Consider the following 18549-nt stretch of genomic DNA (forward strand, 5'->3'; position numbering starts at 1 on the left):
GTGGTCGAAAGTCACGCAGCCCTCCTTTCAAGAAGTTCGAATTGAGGATTGGCTACACCAGGGAGGGGTTGGTGGCAAGGGATTGGTCGGTGCCAACCAAAGGGCGACTATCAGACGGACCTCAAGTGGCCACCGCTTGATCCATATTCCTTGTCCAGATCGAGCAGGAAATGCCCGAACACCGTGCTATTGCCGAGGTCGACAACGATAACAAGAAGGGTGTTGAAGCGCCCAGTGCCGATGAGCACTTGGTCAAATCGGTCTCGTGCGTCTCGATAAACATACCGAACCTCATTCAGATAGGGCAGGCCAATCTGCTCTAGGTCCAGCGCGTGGACATACGGCCAAATATCCAAGGCAGCCTCGGCCGTGACGGTGACGTCGGTCATAGGCTCTGCAAAGCAAGCCTTGAATTCGTCTTCGTCAAGTCGGCGGGGGACAATCATCGTAACGGGTGTCTATCACTACCGCCCGGGCCGCCCAGTCTTGCTTGGCCGGCGTTTTTCGCGGCGGGCGTCGCCTGGATCCTCGTAGGAGCCGATGCCGGCGCGCTGACGGACAGTGGGTTTACTGGCATCGTCGCGATCCTTCGCGCCCCCCTCTGTCCTGCCCTCTTTGCCGCCACTTGGCATCTCCCCCACACGGGGGGAGATCGGCTGTGGCTTGGCTGGCACTTTTCCCTCGACCGGTTTTTCGGTCCGGCGCACGGTCATCTCGTCGAGCGTGTTCTTCTTGAACAGCGGTTTGGTCGGCTCTCCGGGGATGCCGAAGTCGGAACCATGCGCCTCTTGCGCCGACTGTTTCTTGAACAGCGAGCGCGACACTGCACCGGCGGGCGTCGGCATATCGGTGCCCGGGCCCATCGCGTCGAGCGAAGGTTTTGCGAAGAGCGGTTTCTTGACCGGCACGGCGCCGTCGGCGCCCATCTCATCGAGCGCGGGCTTGCGGAACAGACCCCTGCCGTCGTCGTCGACCGTGCGGTGGATGGCGCGGCCCTTGTTGTGCTTGCCCTTTTCGCGGCCCGAAACCGGGCTTTCCATGTCGGCATATTTGGCCAGCGGATCGTCGGAGATGGACAGCTCCATCTCGCGCAGCCGCTTGATCTCATCGCGGATGCGGGCCGCCTTCTCGAAGTCGAGATTGGCGGCGGCGTCGCGCATCTGCTTGTCCATCGCGTCGAGATGGGTTTTCAGATTGTTGCCGATCATCGCGCCGGCGCTGTCGGTGAACTGCGAGATGTCGGCACGGACGTGATCCTTCTCGTAGACCGAGTCCAGGATGTCGGAGATGCGCGACTTGACCGATTCCGGGGTGATGCCGTTGGCCGCGTTCCACTCCATCTGCTTTTCGCGACGGCGGTTGGTCTCGGCCATCGCCCGCTCCATCGAGCCGGTGACCTGGTCGGCGTAGAGGATGACCTTGCCGTCGACGTTGCGGGCGGCGCGGCCGATGGTCTGGATCAGCGAGGTTTCGGAGCGCAAAAAACCCTCCTTGTCGGCATCGAGGATGGCGACGAAGCCGCATTCGGGAATGTCGAGGCCTTCGCGCAGAAGGTTGATGCCGACCAGCACGTCGAAGGCGCCGAGGCGCAGGTCGCGCAGGATCTCGATGCGCTCCAGCGTGTCGATGTCGGAGTGCATGTAGCGGACGCGAATGCCCTGCTCGTGCAGATATTCGGTCAGGTCCTCGGCCATGCGCTTGGTCAGCACGGTGACCAGCGTGCGGTAGCCGGCCCTGGTGGTTTCGCGGATTTCGCCGACGACGTCGTCGACCTGGGTCTTGGCCGGGCGCACCTCGACCGGCGGGTCGATCAGGCCGGTCGGGCGGATGACCTGCTCGGCAAAGACGCCGCCGGACTGCTCCATCTCCCAGGCGCCGGGCGTCGCCGAAACCGCCACCGAGAGCGGGCGCATCGCGTCCCATTCCTCGAAGCGCAGCGGCCGGTTGTCCATGCAGGACGGCAGGCGGAAACCGTATTCGGCCAGCGTCGCCTTGCGGCGGAAGTCGCCGCGATACATGCCGCCGATCTGCGGTATGGTGACGTGGCTTTCGTCGATGAAGACCAGCGCATTGTCGGGGATGTACTCGAACAGGGTCGGTGGCGGATCGCCCGGCTGGCGGCCGGTGAGATAACGCGAATAGTTCTCGATGCCGGCGCAGGAGCCGGTGGCTTCCAGCATCTCGAGATCGAAGCGGGTGCGCTGCTCCAGCCGCTGCGCCTCGAGCAGGCGACCTGCCCGTTCGAGTTCGACCAGCCGCTGCTTGAGTTCTTCCTTGATCGACTTGATGGCCTGATTGAGGGTCGGGCGCGGCGTCACATAGTGCGAATTGGCGTAGATCTTGACGCTCTTCAATTCGCCGGTCTTCTGGCCGGTCAGCGGATCGAACTCGGTGATCGCCTCGATCTCGTCGCCGAACAGCGAAATACGCCAGGCGCGGTCTTCCAAATGGGCCGGGAATATCTCGATCGTGTCGCCGCGCACGCGAAACGAGCCGCGGACGAAGTTGATGTCCTGGCGCTTGTATTGCTGGGCGACGAGGTCGGCGAGCAGCGCGCGCTGGTCGAGCCGGTCGCTGATCTGCATCTGGAAGGTCATCGCCGTATAGGTTTCGACCGAGCCGATACCGTAGATGCAGGACACCGAGGCGACGATGATGACATCGTCGCGCTCCAGCAGCGAGCGCGTTGCCGAATGGCGCATGCGGTCGATCTGCTCGTTGATCGACGATTCCTTCTCGATAAACGTATCCGTCCGTGGCACATAGGCTTCCGGCTGGTAGTAGTCGTAGTAGGAGACGAAATACTCGACGGCGTTTTCCGGAAAAAATTTCTTGAACTCGGAATAGAGCTGCGCGGCCAGCGTCTTGTTGGGGGCGAGGATCAAGGCAGGGCGCTGCGTGTCCTCGATCACCTTGGCCATGGTGAAGGTTTTTCCCGAGCCGGTGACGCCGAGCAGCACCTGGGTGCGGTCGTTGTCGTTGACGCCTTCGACAAGATCCTTGATCGCCGTCGGCTGGTCGCCGGCCGGCTCGAAATCCGACACCATCTTGATAGCGATGCCGCCTTCGGATTTTTCGGGCCGGGCCGGGCGGTGCGGCGTCCACAGCACGCCGTCCTTGTGCAGCGGGTTGCCGGATTCGATCAGCGCCGACAGCGCCGCGACGGTGGCGGTGACGCCGCCGGAGGCCATGGTCTCGGCTTCCTCCAGCGAAACATCGAGGCCGGCGACCGGATTGAGGCCGGCCGCGGTTCGCTCCCGCGCTGAAGCCGCGCCACCCATCGAAGTGCCGCGCGCCGTGCGGCCCGGCGAGGAGGAGCGTTCGGGAATTTTTTTCGCCTTGGCGCCTTCCCTCCCCCTTGAGGGGAGGGTGGCGGCGGAGCCGCCGGGTGGGGTCGGTGCGGCCGGGCTCGGCGCTCTGGCGGTGCCTTCTGAGACGACCCCCTCTGTCGCCTTCGGCGACATCTCCCCCTCGAGGGGGGAGATTTGGCGCCCTTCCTTCTCGGCTTCCTGTTCGATCTGCTCGGCCCAATCAGCGATCGAGCCGGTCAGCGGCGTGCCTGAGAATTCGGTCTGCGGCGCCTCGGCAAAACCGCCCTTGTGCAGCGGCTCCGACGCATCGAGGAAATCGGTCAACGGGCTGCGCCGCTTGGGTGGCGATGCGCGACCATCACGCGCCGGCGGCGGCGTCTTTTTGTCAGGAAGTTTGGCCATGCCGCAAATATGGGAGGTATCGGCCAAAATGGAAAGAGCGGAGTGACCAGGGGCGCGAGAGGAAACCAGGCTGCTGACACAAGGGTGTCAGGAGCGATGTCGAACGCGCTCTCAGTTGAACCACAGCGCAAAGGTCAAAAACCCGGCGCCGCCGAACTGGCGCTGGATCTGGCCGAACTCCTCGCTGGTGAGGATCTTTCCGCTCTCGAGATAGGGCGCGATGGCCGGGCCGGTGATCGACAGCACCAGATCGAAGGGCTTTGGCTCGTCGAAAAAGCGCTTCATGTTGATGCCTTTGTCGGCGAAGCGGAAATGCGGCAGCAGAGTTCGGCCTTCGAGCAGGTCCTCGGCCATCTCAAGCGCGGCGTGCCAGGCCTGGACCTGCTGCTCGCCGACCTCCAGGCCGGTGAGCGGGCTGGCGCCTTTCTGTTGCGGGCCGGGCAGCCATTCACGGTCGTTGTCGGTCTCGGCGCGGATCGCCTTCCAGTCTTCGCGGGACAGCCGGATCATTTCCATGAGATGGCGACGCGCCGCCTGGCGGCGCTCCGGTTCGACCACCGGCCAGTTGACCAGATGCACCAGCGAGATGAAGTCGGCGATGCGCCACTCGGACGACAACATGCCGCCGCTGATGCCGCCGTCCGGCGGCACCAGCGCGTCCTGCAGCGGCAGTTTGGCGCGCGGGAACAGCATGTGGAACGAACCGTCGAAGGCGTTGCTGAAATCATGCGCCAGCCAGAAATCCGCCTGCGCCATCAGGAATTCGGCATAGCCCTGCAGCCAATAGCCGTCGGCACGGTCGAAGCGGAAGGTGAGGGCGGGTGCGGCCGGGTCTGGCGCACCGCCGCCGCGTGACAGGGACGCCATGATTGCGGCGGCACTTTCGTCCGGCGCGATCTGGCCGTTCTCGTTGAGGTCGATGCCGAGACGGGTGAGATCGACCTCGATGCCGATGTCGGCATCGGCAGGCACGGATCCAAGCTTGGCGGCGGACTTTTCCAGCCGATCGCGGAAGGCGATCAGGATGGCGCGGAAGCCGTCGTAAGTCAGCGGCTCGGGATTGGGATTGTCCGGCACCGGCAGCCGCATCAGCGGCAGCATGAACGATTGCGGGCTTTCGAAACCGTGGCGGTGCAGACCGCCGGCCAGGATCTCCAGCGCGGTGAAGAATTGGCCGGCGCCGGCGGCGTAGGCCGACGCAGGATCAGTGGGCGCAGCGGCTTCCAGCGTGGCAAGCGTGCTGTCGCGGTCGGCCACGGTTTTTGCCTCGAACAGGGCGGCCGGTTCGGAGGCCGCGGCACCGGCGGAAGCAACCGGCAGCAGCAGAAGAAGGGCGGATGCCAGCAGGCTCGAAAATCGCGTCATCTTGGTCCTCCGGTATGCCGTTCGGCGGCAACCATACACGCAATTCGCGTGCCGCGCCTTGTCAGCACGATTCCGAACAGAGGCGCTTCGCTATATCGGGCGCATCGTCTACCGTGGCCGTTCATCCCGGTGCAGGCTGCGCGTGTCGAATTATCCGCTTTCCTATAAATTGTCCTGGCTGCCACGCTTCTTGAAGCCTTCGCTCAGTGGCGATCGACAAGGCTTTGCGCCGGCGGCAGGAATCATGATCGAGCCGCCACCGGCACGGACGGTGCAACTCGCCTTTGTCGGCGACATTTCCGCCGTGGCCAATCGCAGCGCGCCGCAATGCGACCCGGCGATCACCACGCTGCTCGGCTCCGCCGATCTGGTGGTCGGCAATTGCGAAAGCCCGGTGGTGGAGCGACCGAGCGCGGCGATGGGCACGAAGCTTGGCACCCGTCACGCCATGACCGGGCACTTTCTTGCAGAGGCACTGGGGGCCGCCGGCATCTCGCATGAGAAACTGGTGCTGTCGCTCGCCAACAATCATGCGCTCGACCAGGGCGTCGAGGGCTTCGACGAGACCGTGGCGGCACTGGAACGGCTTGGCATCCGCAGCATCGGTACCGCAGCCGCCGGTCCGGTCGAATGCCTTGCGGTCGGGCCGCTGACAATCGGCTTTGCCGCCTTCACGCTGTGGCGCAACGCCGGCGCAGCGGCGTTCGCCGGCCGGGTGTCGATGCAAGGCGAGCCGGCACAATGGCCGCGCCGCGACGCCGTCGACCTTACCTGCGCCGTGCCACATTGGGATTGGGAATTCCGGCATTTTACACAGGCCGCAACGCGGGCACTGGCACGGCATCTGGCCGCGCAAGGCGTCGGGCTGATCGCTGGCCATCATGCCCATGTCGTGCAGCCGGTGGAGCAGATCGGCAAGTCGCTCGTCGCCTATGGGCTCGGCGATTTCCTCGGCACCGCCTTTTCGCGGCAGCCGTGGCCCGGCCGCATCGGCGGCATCCTGACCGTCGATATCAGCGCCGACGCCGGCACGCGTGGCGCCATTGCCGCCTACCGGCTGCATCCCTTCATGCGGCTGCGCGCCGGCGACCATGAGCGGCTGGTTCCCATCGAGGCGCTGGAGGGCCGAATGCGCAGCAAAGTCGAAAATCGGTGGAAAGCGATTTTTCCGTAGCGCCGTAAGAGAGGGCTAGCCGCACGTTGCCTACCGCACAAGTATGCGCTGCCCCTCATTGTCCTGCCGGACATTTCTCCCCGTAAGCGGGGAGAAAGACGCCGTCATGTGATGACTTCGCCAATCTCAGCCTCGCGGAACGGGCGCCAGCGCAGCGACAGCGGGCTTCTCCCCGTTCACGGGGAGAAGGTGCCGGCAGGCGGATGAGGGGCAGCGCAAACATCTGCTTGAGAAGCGCTGCCTCTCAGTGCTGTAGTCGAGACGTCGATAAAATCGGCTATCATGAGTTTGTTAGGGGAGGGCATTCTTGAAGGTCGGGGTGGTTCTCAATCCGATTGCCGGCGGCGGCTGGCTCAAGCGGCATTGGCCGGAGGTCAGCGCTTCGCTCAGGAGACATTTCGGCGATTTCGAGCTGCGCGAGACGCAGGTGACCGGCGACGCCGAACGGCTGGCGCTGGTCCTTGCCGCCAGCGGCTTCGACTTGGTGATCGCGGCGGGCGGCGACGGCACCGCCAGCGAAGTTGCCGACGGGCTGCTGCAGGCATTTGCGGAAAGCGGCCGGACGGCCGAGCTCGGCCTGCTGCCTTGCGGCGCCGGCATCGATTTCGCCCGCGGGCTCGGTCTTTCGGACGAGGTCGACCTGACGCTGAAGCGCATCGCCGAGGCCAAGGCCCGCAGGATCGATGCCGGCCGCATCTCCTATGTCGACGACCATGGCGCGCTGGCCAGCCGCCATTTCATCAACATCGCCAGCCTCGGTTTGTCGGGCGCCACCGACCGCGCGGTCAACGCCGACAAGCGCAAGGGCAATGTGTCGGCCAAGGCGCTGTTCTACTGGCGCACCGTGTGGGAATTCATGCGCTACCGGTTCCAGGACGTCGTGATCACCGTCGACGACGGCGTCCCGGTCGAGGTGCGCGTCGCGCTGGTGGCGGTGGCCAACGGAAAGTTCTTCGGCGCCGGCATGATGATCGCGCCGGATGCCGAACTGGACGACGGTCAGTTCGACATCGTCATCCTGCGCGCGGCTGGCAAGCTGAAGCTGATCTGGGACATCCGTCTGCTCTATGGCGGCCGGCATCGCAACCACCCGGCAATCACCATTTTGCGCGGCAGGAAAGTCGTTGTCGAACCGCTCGGCGATGTGCAGAAGAACGGCGCGCTGGTCGATGTAGACGGTGAATCGCCGGGGCGAATACCGGCGACCTTCGAGATCCTGCCCGGCGCGCTGACGCTGAGGTATTGAATCAAGGCGTTGAGACTTTGGTTTTGGTGGCTTCGATCGTGAGTCCGGCGATCAGGCCAATATGCTGGAATCGCGTGATAATTACCTGACGGCTGAGATCGAAACCCGGTGACCGATGGAGGCGTGGCTCTTGCGCGTTCACGGCGTCAACGGCGTCTGCATCATCTGCAGATGCAGGTCCGTGCCGGTCCAGGGATGCGCCTCGCAAACGGCTTCGTCGAGCTCGACGCCAAGGCCTGGCTCCTTCGACGGAATGACGTTGCCGTCCTGCCACTCGATCTTCTTCTTCAGCAGCTTTTCGTGAAAACCGTCCCACTGCTTCAGCGATTCCAGGATGAGGAAGTTGGGCAAGGTCACGGCTAGCTGGATGTTGGCCGCACCGACGATCGGCCCGCAATAGCAGTGCGGTGCGACCTGGATGTGATAGGCCTCGGCCATGGCGGCGATCTTCTTGGTTTCGAGAATGCCGCCGGAGCGGCCGAGGTCGGGCTGCAGAATGGTCGCGGCGCGGTTCTCGATGACGCGGGCAAACTCGAACTTGGTCGTCAGCCGCTCGCCGGTGGCGATCGGGATCGACGTGCCGCGCGCCACCTGGGCCATCACTTCGGGCATGTCGGGCGGCACCGGCTCCTCGAACCACAGCGGGTCGTAGGGTTCGATGGCGCGGGCCATGCGCAGCGCGCCCGATGCGGTGAACTGGCCATGCGTGCCGAACAGGATGTCGGCCCTTGTGCCGACCGCCGCGCGGATCGCCTTGACCATGCGAGCGGAGAGATCGATGTCGACGAGACGCGGCTGGTGACCGTCAAAGGCGGTGTAGGGGCCGGCCGGATCGAGCTTGACGGCATTAAAACCCTGCTCGACATATTCGAGCGCGCATTCGGCCGCCATTTCGGGATCGTTGTAGACGTTGTTGCCGCGGGCATCTTCCGAATGGACGCTGCCGCTGTGCGGATAGAGGTATGTATAGGAACGTAGCGTTTCGTTAACCTGGCCGCCGAGCAGCTTGTAGACCGGCTTGCCGGCCTCCTTGCCGATGATGTCCCAGCAGGCGATTTCGAGCGCCGAAAAACAGCCCATGCCGGACACGTCGGGGCGCTGGGTGAAGCCCGAAGAATAGGCGCGGCGGAAGAAGTTCTCGACGTCGTGCGGATCGCGGCCGACGAGATAGCGCTCGGCCATGTCCTCGATCATTCTCGCGGTGACGTGGGCGGAGAAGGTGGCGTTGTAGGCCTCGCCATAGCCGACGACGCCGCCGTCGGTGGTGAGCTTAACGAAGATGAAATACTTGCCGCCGATGCCGGGCGGTGGATTGCCGACAACCCAGGTTTTTACGTCGGTGATTTTCATTCTTGATCCTCCAGAACCAGTTCGGCGCCCTTCCATCCGGTCATGATCGAGGCGGCGTTGGTGTTGCCGGTGAGGTTATCGGGAAAGATCGAGGCGTCGATGACCCGCAAGCCGGCGAGGCCGTGAACCCGCAGGCGCGGGTCGACAACGGCGCGGGCAGCGTCCGGTCCCATGCGGCAGGTCGAGACCGGATGATAGACTGTGCCCGAGCGTTTCCTGAAATCCTCGATCAGGTCGGCGTCGGAGGTGATTGACGGGCCCGGCAACACCTCTTCCTCGATGATCTCGGCCATCGCCGGCATGGCGGCGATCTTCCGGATGAACTTCACCGCCGCCAGCATTTCGGCGACATCAGCCTCGGTCGAATAGGCGTTGGCGACGATCTTCGGATACTCGAGCGGATTGGCGGAGCGGATCATGATCTCGCCACGGCTCGACGGACGGCAATTGGACAGACCGATGGAAAAGCCCGGCCATGGGTCTGGCGTCAGGATCGGACGTTCGCCGCTCTTCGGGATGACGGTCGAGAATGCCTGGAAATAGAGCTGCATGTTGGGCCGTGAAAGCGCCGGGTCGGTGCGGAAAAAACCGCCGGCATTGTTCATCGACAGCGACAGCGGGCCGGAGCGCGTCAGCATGTATTGCATGCCGACCATGAGCTTGCCCCACCACGGGCGCAGGATCTGGTTGAGCGTCGGCAGCCTGCCCCTGAAGGTGTAATTGACGCCGACATGGTCTTGCAGGTTCGCTCCGACATTTTCATTGGCATGAATGACGGCAATGCCGAGCGCGCCGAGCAGGGCCGATGGGCCGACCCCGGAAAGCTGCAGCAACTGGGGCGAATTGACCGAGCCGCCCGACAGGATGACCTCGCGACCGGCGCGGGCAGTTTTCGTCTCATCATTTTGGAGATACTCGATGCCGACAGCCTGCTTGCCCTCGAACAGGATTCTGGTTGCCAGCGCGTTGGTCTCGACGCGGAGGTTTTTGCGCTTCATCGCCGGGCGCAGGAAGGCGCGGGCGGCCGACATGCGGCGGCCGTTCTTGGTGGTGATCTGATAGATGCCGGCGCCTTCCTGAAAGGCGCCGTTGAAATCCGGGTTGAACGGCAGGCCGGCCTGATTGGCGGCCGCCAGATAGCGCTTGGTCAGCGGATGAACCGAGGTCGAGCAGTCGGTGATGTGCAGCGGACCGCCAACGCCGCGCCATTGATCGGCGCCGGCCTGATTGTCCTCCAGCGCCTTGAAGGCGGGCAGCAGGTCGTCGAATGCCCAGCCGGGATTGCCGGCCGCTGCCCAAGCGTCGAAATCCTCGCGCGCGCCCCTGATCCAGACCATGGCGTTGATCGAGCTCGAGCCGCCGAGCAGCTTGCCGCGCGGCCAGTGGTCGACATTGCCGGCGAGGCCGGGGTCCGGCTCGGTCTTGTAGTTCCAGTTGACCGCCGGGTCGAAGAAGGTCTTGCCGTAGCCGAGCGGCATCTGCACGTAGAAACGCCGGTCGCTGCCGCCGGCCTCGAGCACCAACACCGAAAAGCGGCCCGAGGCCGAAAGTCTTTCGGCTACAACCGAGCCGGCCGAGCCGGAGCCAACGACGATGAAATCATAGGTCTGCATGATGGCTGCGGCCGCTCCGAATTCTCGCTCAACCTAGACGCCGCAAGCCGCCGCGATCACCGGAGCTTCCGGCATCGCCTGTGAAAAAAGCGACCGGCGCTTTGGTTTGCATTCGGTGTCCTGCCCGAGTGGCCTTTGCCTCATCAATAAGCGTCGGAGCATCATACGCCATAATCAGCATTTTGCTTGAAGTCGTAACGCATGATCGGGCGGCCGGGCACCCTGCGGGCGACGACCCTGAACCCGGCGCGAGCGAAGGTGGAAGCGTAGCCGCTGCCGGAAGCACTCGGCGATACGTCGGCATCAAAAGGATAGGCCTCAAGCGCAGGCGCGTCCGCGCGCCTTGCAGCTTCCAGCGCCGCTGCGATCAGGTGGGATGTGACGCCTTGCCGGCGGTATGCCTTTCGCACGTAGAGGCAGGACAGGGACCAGACCGGCGCGTCATCCACCCGCTTGAGCTGCCACAGCCGATCGAGCCAGGGCACGGCATTTCGCGGCGTCACCTGGCACCAGCCGACAGCAGTATCGCCGTCGAAAGCGAGTACGCCTGGGGAGGGACCATGCTCGACGGCTCGCCGGAACGCAGCCTTGTTTTCCTCGCCTGGTCGCTTTCGATAAGAACTGCCGATCCGCCCGTACATGCACCAACAGCGACTGCAGACGGCGCTCTCACCGAACAGGTCTTCGAGCGCGGGCCACAGATCTGATGTCAGAGGGCGAGTGGTAAGTTTCATGTCGGTTGCCTTCGTCACTCACTGTGCGCAGTTTAGCACTTGGCGGCGTGCGCGTTGACGCGTCAGTGCCATCCCGATACGGGAGAAGATCGATATCGAGGGGACTTTGCGCATGGTGCAATACGCGGATGGGCGGCCGATTGGCGATCTGACGCTGAGGACCTTGGCGATGCCTTCGGACGCCAATGCGGCGGGCGACATTTTTGGCGGCTGGGTGATGGCGCAGATGGATCTGGCCTGCGGCATTCGCGCCGCCGAGCGCGCCAAGGGCCGCGTGGTGACGGCAGCGGTGAAGGAAATGTCGTTCGCCAAAGCGATGAAGATCGGCGACACGCTGTGCATCTATACCCATGTCGAGCGCGTCGGCCGCACCTCGATGACGCTCAAGGTCGAGGCTTGGGCGCAGCGCTACCTCTCCGACCTGATGGAGAAGGTCACCCACGCCGACTTCGTCATGGTGGCGCTGGACGGCGAAGGCAAGCCGAAGGCGGTTCCGGCGGAAAGCTGAGTTACCTTCTCCCCTTGCTGCCGCAAACCCTTGCGGCGCAAGAGTTTCAGGCATGTATCTCATCGAACTTTTCGCGCGCGGCCTTGACCCGCTCGGTGTTCTTGCGCGCCCATTCGCCGAGCGCGCCGACCGGCACGAGCAGCTCGTAGCCAAGGTCGGTCAGCTCATAGTCGACGCGCGGCGGAATGGTCGGAAACACGGTCCGGGTGACGAAGCCGTCGCGCTCCAGACCGCGCAATGTGGTGGTCAGCATCTTTTGCGAAATGCCGCCGACGGCGCTGCGCAGTTCGTTGAAGCGCAGCGGCCCGTCACCGAGCTTGCCGACGACGAGCACGGTCCATTTGTCGCCGACGCGCTGCAGGATTTCCGAGATGGCGCGGCAGTCCTCGGTGCGGTGCGGGTGCCTTGGTATCAAAAAAGTGCCTCCTTGCGCCTCGTCGGCGCAGTCACTCATATAGCTCAGGTATCTAAACGATACCAGAAATTCGCCTGAAGGAGAGCCTCCCAAATGTCCAAACCCAAAATCGCCATTGTCGTCGGTTCGACCCGCGCCGCACGCTTCGCCGACGTTCCGACCCAGTGGATCGCCAGGATCGCCAAGTCGCATGCCGACATCGACATGGAAGTGGTCGACCTGCGCGACTTCCCGCTGCCGTTCTTCGACGAGGTCGCTTCGTCCGCTTGGGCGCCGTCGCAGAATGAAGTGGCAAAGCGCTGGCAGAAGAAGGTCGCCGAGTTCGACGGCTTCATCTTCACCGCCGCCGAATACAACCATGGCCCGACCGCCGTGCTGAAGAATGCGATCGACTACGCGGCAAATGAATGGAACAAGAAGCCGGCCGGTTTCGTCGGCTATGGCAGCGTCGGCGGCGCGCGTGCCGTCGAGCAGCTGAGGCTGCATGCGGTCGAGCTGCAGATGGCGCCGGTCAAGTCGGCAGTCCATATCGCCTGGGGCGATTTCCTCGCCGTCAGGCAAGGTGAAAAGAAGCTTGAGGAGCTCGAGCACCTGAACCAGGCGGCGACTGCGCTGGTCAACGACGTTGCTTGGTGGGCCAAAGTGCTGAAGGCGGCGCGCCAGGCCGACGCGGTGGCCGAGGAAGTCAAGGCGGCCTGAACCGCAGACAACCCTCCCAAGGGTTTCCGGGGCGGCGCTTGCGTCGCCCCTTTTTTACTCAGGCAATGGCTGGCTGCCGCGCCTGCCGAGGCCTGATGATACAGTCGGCGAGGCGGTCCATCTCGTTCAACTCATCCGCATGATGCTGGCCCCACTCGCAGAGCGCCAGGAGAATGGGCTCGAGGCTGAGGCCGAGGCGCGTCGCCGAATATTCGACGCGTGAGGGAATCTCGGCAAAGATCTCGCGCCTGACAAGGCCGTGTTCCTCCATTTCGCGAAGCTGCTGGATCAGCACTTTCTGGGTGATAACAGGCACCAGCGTCTTCAGCACCGACAGCCGCCGGGGTCCGTCGAAGAGATGGTAGAGAATGACAGCCTTCCATCGGCCCGAGATCACTTTCAGCGCGCGTTCCGCCGGCAGCAGAGGCAGTCTTTTGGTTGGCAGCCTTTTGGTCGGCCCCCTCTTGGTCGGTATGGCCATGGTCACCTCCTGGTCAGCAGGGGACAAATGAGTGTGTAGTCGCGATCAGGCAGATAGTGGCAAACAGCAGCCGATGCCATAGCGATGGGTGCATGCCATGAGAGCCATTCAACTGAACCGTTTCGGCGGTCCCGACGTCCTCGACGTTGTCGAGATGCCAAAGCCAGAGCCGCAAGCAGGCGAGGTGCTGATCCGCGTTCATGCTGCCGGCGTGAATTTCTTCGAAGTGTTGATGCGCGGGGACCGCTACGCGGTGACGCCGCAATTGCCGATGGTTCTCGGCGTCGAGGCTGCCGGGACCGTGGAGGCGCTTGGTCACGGGGTCGACATCTCGCTGACCGGGACACGCGTGGCGGCGCCGCTGTTCGCTTCGAAGCGCCCGTTTGGCGGTTATGCCGACTATGTGACGATCGACGCAAAGCTGGCCGTGCCTCTGCCCGACGTGCTCTCATTCGAAGACGCGACGGCTTTGATGGTGCAGGGACTGACGGCTTTTCATCTGCTGCGGCAATGCCCGCCAGCCGGCAAATCCGTGCTGGTCACTGCAGCCGCGGGCGGTGTCGGCTCGTTGCTGGTCCAGCTCGCCAAACGCCAGGGCGCCAGCACCGTGATCGCGGTCGCCGGCGGCAGGGCCAAGCTCGATCTCGCCCTGTCGCTTGGAGCCGATGCCGAGGTCGACTATAGCCCGCCGGATTGGCCCGCGCGTGTGCGAAAAGCGGCTGGCGGCGCTGGCGTCGATGTCGTCTACGACATTGTCGGCGGCTCGATGACGGCGGCATCGCTGCAGGCTCTCGCGGCTTGCGGAGAGCTGGTCTTTGCGGCGCTTGGCAGATACGCGATCGGCGCCTCGGACCTGGAAGCGATGATCACCCGAAACCAGTCGCTAAGAGGATTTGCCCTGCTGCCGCTGCTTTCTCCCGATGGCCTCAGGGCCAGCCTGTCGGAGCTCTTCCAGCTGGCCGCCGGCGGGCAGCTTGCCGTGACGCAAGGCGGCCGCTACCCACTCGATCGGGCCAACGAAGCGCATCGCCTGCTGGAGGAGCGCCGCTCGATCGGCAAGGTCGTGCTGGTACCTTGAGTGGCGTGGTCGATTAACTGCGCACTGGCCGATCGTGGAGCCTGTGCCTCGGGCGGGAGCAATGCGAGTCGTCTATAGTTCGACTTGCTCGGAAATCGCCAGCGCGTCATCGACCTCTATCCCGAAGTAGTGGACGGTGCCCTCCAGCTTCTGTGGCCGAGTAGCAGGTGGACTGCGCCGATGTTGCCCGTCTTCGTGGACGCACGAGGAGCGTGTTATCGCAATGTCAGTGTGATAAACTTGTGCCCCGCCGAAGGAAGCGTCGATGGCCGTGACGGGCCAAATGAATATTGCAGTTTGGCTCAAGAGCTTGGGCCTGGAGCAATATGTTCCGGTTTTCGACGACAACGCAATCGATGCCGAAATCCTGCCCCGCCTCACCGCCGAAGACCTGAAAGAAATTGGGGTTGGCGCGCTTGGCCACCGCAAGCGAATACTTGAGGCGATTGCCGCGATGGAAGGCCAGCCGGAGGTAGTGTCGGCCAGGCCGGCTTCTGCCTCACCGATGTCGGCTTCGGTTGAGCGGTTCGGCGAACCTGGTCGCCCCCGGGAGGCGGAACGGCGGCAACTGACGGTCATGTTTGTGGATCTCGTCGGCTCTACGGCGCTCGCCAGACAGCTTGACCCCGAGGAGATGCGCGACCTCCTGAGGCAGTTCCAGAACACCACGGCAGGCGAAGTCCTTCGCTTCGAAGGGCACGTCGCGAAGCTCATGGGCGACGGTGCGTTGGCCTATTTCGGTTGGCCGCAGGCGCATGAAGACGAAGCCGAACGCGCCGTCCGTGCGGCGCTTGCGGTAGTGAGCGCTGTCAACGGTCTGTCCGTCAAGGGCGGTCAGCAACTCTCAGTTCGTGTCGGGATCGCGACCGGGGTGGTGGTCGTAGGTGACCTCATTGGCATCGGGTCAGCGCAGGAGAACGCGGTCGTGGGAGAGACTCCCAACCTTGCCGCGCGGCTCCAGGCCATCGCCGAGCCGGGGACGGTGATCATCTCTGAGCTCACCTATCGACTTATCGGAAACCTGTTCGAGGTGATCAGCATTCGGCCGCAGGTGCTGGCAGGGTTCGACACGCCCGTCAGCGCATTCAAAGTGATTGGAGAGGGCCGCGCAGAGAGTCGCTTCGAAGCACTTCATGCAGACGAATCTGCGCCGCTTGCCGGGCGCGAACACGATGTCGCCTTGCTGCTCGACCGGTGGCGGCTCGCGGCGTCCGGTGAAGGACAGGTAGTCGAGCTGTTCGGCGAGGCTGGCATTGGCAAGTCCCGTATTCTGCAAGAGCTGCGGCAGCACCTGAAAGACGAGGCACACACGCGACTGCGGTACTACTGCTCCCCCTATCACGTGGAAACCGCCCTTTATCCTGTCACCGATCAGTTACTCCGAGCCGGCGACATAAGGCGGACCGACCCGCCCGACCGTCAGCTTGACTGTCTCGAGCAACTTCTCGCCGGTTCGACCAAGTACCCAAACGAGGCAATACCGCTGATCGCCGCATTGCTGTCCATCCCGACCGAGGGGCGCTATCCCAAGGTCGATCTTATGGCGCAAAAACAGAAGACGCGCACGTTCGAGTTGCTGATCGAGCAGCTAGAGGCTCTTGCCCGCAGCCAGCCAGTGCTGATGCTGCTTGAGGACGCGCATTTTCTAGATCCGACCTCGGCCGAGCTGTTCGACCAAATCGCAGGCCGGATTCGGCAACTACCTGTACTGCTGATTGCAACTTCGCGTCCGGAAGGCGCAGTCCGCTGGAGCGGTCTCCCGCACGCGACATTTTTGACGCTCAATCGGCTCAGCCGCGCCCAGGCGGCCTCTATCATTGCGGCGATGACAGGGGGCAAGCAGTTGCCGGCCGAAGTGCTGGACCAGATTCTGTCCAAGACCGAGGGCGTTCCGCTATTTGTCGAAGAACTGACCAAGGTCGTCCTTGAATCAGGCCTGCTTCAAATGCGCGATGGAGAGCTCGTTCTGGCTGGCCCGCTACCTCCGCTGGCGGTTCCGGCGACGCTCCACGACTCGCTGATGGCCCGCCTCGACCGTTTGGATTCTATCAGGGACGTGGCGCAGGTCGGAGCAGTGATCGGGCGCGAGTTCACGCACGAGCTGCTTGCCGCAGCCACGGGCCTTCCTGAATTGGAACTTGAGCGCGCAACGAACCAGCTGGTCACGTCGGGCCTTGTTTTCCGCCGTGGCAGTGACAGTCAAGCGAGCTATGCCTTCAAACATGCACTCGTGCAGGATGCGGCGTACAGCAGTCTGCTGCACAGCCGCCGTCAGCAGCTGCATGCTCGGATCGCCCTAATTCTCGAGGAGCGCTTCCCCGAAATCGTAGCCACGGAGCCCGAACTGCTTGCCCACCACTTTGGTCAGGCGGGCCTCTTGGAAAAGGCTGTCGAATACAATGAACTGGCCGGTCGCCGAGCGCTTTCGCGCTCGGTCCTGACGGAGGCTCTCGCCCGATTCGACAACGCCTTAAGCGGGCTTTCGGCAATGCCCCCGTCCGAAGAACGCTCGCGGAGAGAACTTTCAATTCAGCTGGCACTTGGCAGCACGCATGTTGCGGCACATGGCTTCGCTGCGCCTCCAACAGCGGAGGCCTATGGTCGGGCGCGCGAACTCTGTGAAGAGTTGGGCGAGACGCGTCAGCTCTTTCCGGTGCTCTACGGCCTATCCCTTTACCACATCTATGCTGCCGAATTTACTGAGGCACGTAGCGTCGCGGATCGCCTGCTTGAATTGGCGGAAGCGGACAAAGATAGCGGGCTCTCCTTCTTTGCTCATCGGGCAGCCGGCGTCAGTGCGTTTCCTGTCGGCGAGTTCTCCCGCGCCCGGATACATCTGGAGGAGGCGCTTGCCCTTTACAACCCCCGAGCGCACAGATCGCCGGCGTTTGTTTACGCCTTCGATCCACGGGTCGTGTGCCTGGTCTATCTCGCCCGCACATTACTGCCGCTTGGGTTTCCCGATCAGGCTCTGGCGGCCAACGACGAGGCGGTTGCTGAAGCGCATCGTGTGGATCATCGCAACAGCCTCGCGCTGCCGCTATTCTTCGGTGGGGTTATCCGCCAAGTCCTTGGCGATCACGAGGGCGTCCAGGAACAGTGTTCAGAATTGACCCGCATCGCCAGCGAAGCCGGATTCCGCTTGTGGCTCGCCGGCGCCACAATCCTAAGCGCTTGGACAAACGCCGCGGCGGGTGATTTCGGTCGTGGCCGTCTCGAACTCCAACGAGGTCTTACTGAGTGGCGCGCGACCGGCGCCGAATTCATGGTTCCTTATTTTATTGCTCTTCAGGCGCAAATCGAGGTCAGAGCCGGCAATCATGGTGCTGCACTGCTTCTGCTCGAAGCAGCGCAAGCAGGGATTGAGCGCACTGAGGAGCGTTGGTTTGCGGCCGAGATACTGCGTCTGCAGGGGGAGGTACTGCTGCAACTTGGGGAGGACAAGGCCGGAGATTCGAGGGACCGCCTCTTGGAAGCATTGGCGACGGCCCGGGCTCAGGGAGCGCGTTTTTGGGAACTGCGTGCTGCGCTGAGCCTCGTGCGGGCCGACTGTCACGACCCTGGCGCGCGCGAGCAGCTCGCACTGATTTATTCCGGGTTTACCGAGGGCCTGAAATTGCCTGACCTGCAAGCTGCACAGACGCTCGCAACAACGAAGGAAGGCCTTGGGGCCGCGAATTGATTGAAAAGGCGATAAACGAGGAGGACGCCATGACACAATCAACTGAGAATATCAGCGGCGAAATTCAGCGGGCAAACGATCGCTGGAATTCGGCCTTTAACAGCGGCAATGCTGACGCGGTAGCTGGACTGTATACACAGGACGCGGTCGTGTTGCCATCCACTCACGCAGTCGTCAGGGGAACGAGCGCAATCAAAGACTTCTGGAATGGATTGATCTCGGCCGGAGTGAAGGATCATCGCATCGAGATGATCGATGCGCAGGCTGTCGGCGACATTGCCTATGCAACAGGGAAATGGTCGGCCAACGCTTTGGGCGAAGACGGTAAAACGCAGCACTATGAGGGAACTATCGTCACGATCTTCAGACGCCAAAGCGATGGATCCTGGAGAGCCTGCCTCCACACCTGGAACTGAGGCTGCGCCGTCGCGCATCCCCGGACCGTCGCGGTTTGCCGCCTGACGGCCAAAGGGTGACAGGTCAGCGCTATT

15 protein-coding genes and 1 pseudogene are annotated in these 18549 nt (G+C 63.3%); 7 read left to right on the plus strand and 9 right to left on the minus strand.

Annotated features, from left to right (window positions below; genetic code table 11):
* Positions 1 to 110: 110 nt before the first annotated feature.
* From JG739_RS10155 to JG739_RS10165, 3 genes are all read right to left on the minus strand, one after another.
* Positions 111 to 389, minus strand: coding sequence for a hypothetical protein (locus tag JG739_RS10155; protein WP_202366338.1), 279 nt, complete (start codon positions 387 to 389; stop codon positions 111 to 113).
* Positions 390 to 464: 75 nt separating this feature from the next.
* Positions 465 to 3713: an excinuclease ABC subunit UvrB gene (gene uvrB, locus JG739_RS10160; protein WP_202366339.1), complete on the minus strand. Its 3249-nt coding sequence runs from the start codon at positions 3711 to 3713 to the stop codon at positions 465 to 467.
* 111 nt (positions 3714 to 3824) lie between these two features.
* Positions 3825 to 5078, minus strand: coding sequence for a hypothetical protein (locus JG739_RS10165; protein WP_202366340.1), 1254 nt, complete (start codon positions 5076 to 5078; stop codon positions 3825 to 3827).
* A 142-nt stretch (positions 5079 to 5220) separates the two neighbouring features.
* Between JG739_RS10165 and JG739_RS10170 the strand changes: the two genes are divergently transcribed.
* Together JG739_RS10170 and JG739_RS10175 are read left to right on the plus strand one after the other, a co-directional pair.
* Positions 5221 to 6252 carry a CapA family protein gene (locus tag JG739_RS10170; RefSeq protein ID WP_202366341.1) on the plus strand — a complete coding sequence of 344 codons (1032 nt, stop codon included), beginning with the start codon at positions 5221 to 5223 and terminating at the stop codon, positions 6250 to 6252.
* Between the two features lie 307 nt (positions 6253 to 6559).
* Complete coding sequence (locus JG739_RS10175) at positions 6560 to 7498, plus strand: diacylglycerol/lipid kinase family protein (protein WP_202366342.1); 939 nt, start codon at positions 6560 to 6562, stop codon at positions 7496 to 7498.
* A gap of 138 nt (positions 7499 to 7636) precedes the next feature.
* Here the strand turns inward: JG739_RS10175 and JG739_RS10180 are convergent, their stop codons facing one another.
* From JG739_RS10180 to JG739_RS10190, 3 genes are all read right to left on the minus strand, one after another.
* Positions 7637 to 8848, minus strand: a complete 1212-nt coding sequence (locus tag JG739_RS10180; RefSeq protein WP_202366343.1) for a mandelate racemase/muconate lactonizing enzyme family protein — start codon at positions 8846 to 8848, stop codon at positions 7637 to 7639.
* Entirely contained in the window at positions 8845 to 10461 is a 1617-nt protein-coding gene (locus JG739_RS10185) for a GMC family oxidoreductase (RefSeq protein ID WP_202366344.1), read from the minus strand. Before JG739_RS10185 ends, JG739_RS10180 begins: the two co-directional genes overlap by 4 nt.
* Before the next feature lie 161 nt (positions 10462 to 10622).
* Entirely contained in the window at positions 10623 to 11195 is a 573-nt protein-coding gene (locus JG739_RS10190; protein ID WP_202366345.1) for a GNAT family N-acetyltransferase, read from the minus strand.
* Between the two features lie 112 nt (positions 11196 to 11307).
* On the opposite strand from JG739_RS10190, the gene JG739_RS10195 reads away from it, so the two are divergent.
* Entirely contained in the window at positions 11308 to 11703 is a 396-nt protein-coding gene (locus JG739_RS10195; protein ID WP_202366346.1) for an acyl-CoA thioesterase, read from the plus strand.
* Between the two features lie 46 nt (positions 11704 to 11749).
* Here the strand turns inward: JG739_RS10195 and JG739_RS10200 are convergent, their stop codons facing one another.
* Complete coding sequence (locus tag JG739_RS10200; protein ID WP_167366537.1) at positions 11750 to 12118, minus strand: winged helix-turn-helix transcriptional regulator; 369 nt, start codon at positions 12116 to 12118, stop codon at positions 11750 to 11752.
* A 93-nt stretch (positions 12119 to 12211) separates the two neighbouring features.
* On the opposite strand from JG739_RS10200, the gene JG739_RS10205 reads away from it, so the two are divergent.
* Positions 12212 to 12817, plus strand: a complete 606-nt coding sequence (locus JG739_RS10205) for an NADPH-dependent FMN reductase (RefSeq protein WP_202366347.1) — start codon at positions 12212 to 12214, stop codon at positions 12815 to 12817.
* Positions 12818 to 12875: 58 nt separating this feature from the next.
* Here JG739_RS10205 and JG739_RS10210 read toward each other — a convergent pair whose 3' ends face one another.
* On the minus strand, positions 12876 to 13298 hold the full coding sequence (locus JG739_RS10210; protein WP_202366348.1) for a winged helix-turn-helix transcriptional regulator: 423 nt from the start codon (positions 13296 to 13298) through the stop codon (positions 12876 to 12878).
* Positions 13299 to 13395: 97 nt separating this feature from the next.
* Here JG739_RS10210 and JG739_RS10215 point away from each other — a divergent pair, with 97 nt between their 5' ends.
* Positions 13396 to 14376: a quinone oxidoreductase family protein gene (locus JG739_RS10215; RefSeq protein WP_202366349.1), complete on the plus strand. Its 981-nt coding sequence runs from the start codon at positions 13396 to 13398 to the stop codon at positions 14374 to 14376.
* A gap of 72 nt (positions 14377 to 14448) precedes the next feature.
* Here JG739_RS10215 and JG739_RS36185 read toward each other — a convergent pair.
* Positions 14449 to 14570, minus strand: a pseudogene (locus JG739_RS36185) (tyrosine-type recombinase/integrase); the annotation flags it as partial.
* Between the two features lie 71 nt (positions 14571 to 14641).
* Here JG739_RS36185 and JG739_RS10220 point away from each other — a divergent pair.
* Positions 14642 to 18058 carry an adenylate/guanylate cyclase domain-containing protein gene (locus JG739_RS10220; protein WP_202366350.1) on the plus strand — a complete coding sequence of 1139 codons (3417 nt, stop codon included), beginning with the start codon at positions 14642 to 14644 and terminating at the stop codon, positions 18056 to 18058.
* Between the two features lie 29 nt (positions 18059 to 18087).
* Positions 18088 to 18474, plus strand: coding sequence for a YybH family protein (locus tag JG739_RS10225; RefSeq protein WP_202366351.1), 387 nt, complete (start codon positions 18088 to 18090; stop codon positions 18472 to 18474).
* The last annotated feature ends 75 nt before the right edge of the window (positions 18475 to 18549 follow it).

The organism is Mesorhizobium sp. L-2-11 (assembly GCF_016756595.1).
Classification (GTDB): domain Bacteria; phylum Pseudomonadota; class Alphaproteobacteria; order Rhizobiales; family Rhizobiaceae; genus Mesorhizobium.

Bases quoted from the DNA above. Each gene is read 5' to 3' on its own strand.
- JG739_RS10215 (WP_202366349.1), top strand. From the start codon at position 13,396: ATGAGAGCCATTCAACTGAACCGTTTCGGCGGTCCCGACGTCCTCGAC.
- JG739_RS10155 (WP_202366338.1), bottom strand. From the start codon at position 389: ATGACCGACGTCACCGTCACGGCCGAGGCTGCCTTGGATATTTGGCCG.
- uvrB (WP_202366339.1), bottom strand. From the start codon at position 3,713: ATGGCCAAACTTCCTGACAAAAAGACGCCGCCGCCGGCGCGTGATGGT.
- JG739_RS10195 (WP_202366346.1), top strand. From the start codon at position 11,308: ATGGTGCAATACGCGGATGGGCGGCCGATTGGCGATCTGACGCTGAGG.
- JG739_RS10205 (WP_202366347.1), top strand. From the start codon at position 12,212: ATGTCCAAACCCAAAATCGCCATTGTCGTCGGTTCGACCCGCGCCGCA.
- JG739_RS10210 (WP_202366348.1), bottom strand. From the start codon at position 13,298: ATGGCCATACCGACCAAGAGGGGGCCGACCAAAAGGCTGCCAACCAAA.
- JG739_RS10185 (WP_202366344.1), bottom strand. From the start codon at position 10,461: ATGCAGACCTATGATTTCATCGTCGTTGGCTCCGGCTCGGCCGGCTCG.
- JG739_RS10220 (WP_202366350.1), top strand. From the start codon at position 14,642: ATGGCCGTGACGGGCCAAATGAATATTGCAGTTTGGCTCAAGAGCTTG.
- JG739_RS10225 (WP_202366351.1), top strand. From the start codon at position 18,088: ATGACACAATCAACTGAGAATATCAGCGGCGAAATTCAGCGGGCAAAC.
- JG739_RS10180 (WP_202366343.1), bottom strand. From the start codon at position 8,848: ATGAAAATCACCGACGTAAAAACCTGGGTTGTCGGCAATCCACCGCCC.
- JG739_RS10190 (WP_202366345.1), bottom strand. From the start codon at position 11,195: ATGAAACTTACCACTCGCCCTCTGACATCAGATCTGTGGCCCGCGCTC.
- JG739_RS10165 (WP_202366340.1), bottom strand. From the start codon at position 5,078: ATGACGCGATTTTCGAGCCTGCTGGCATCCGCCCTTCTTCTGCTGCTG.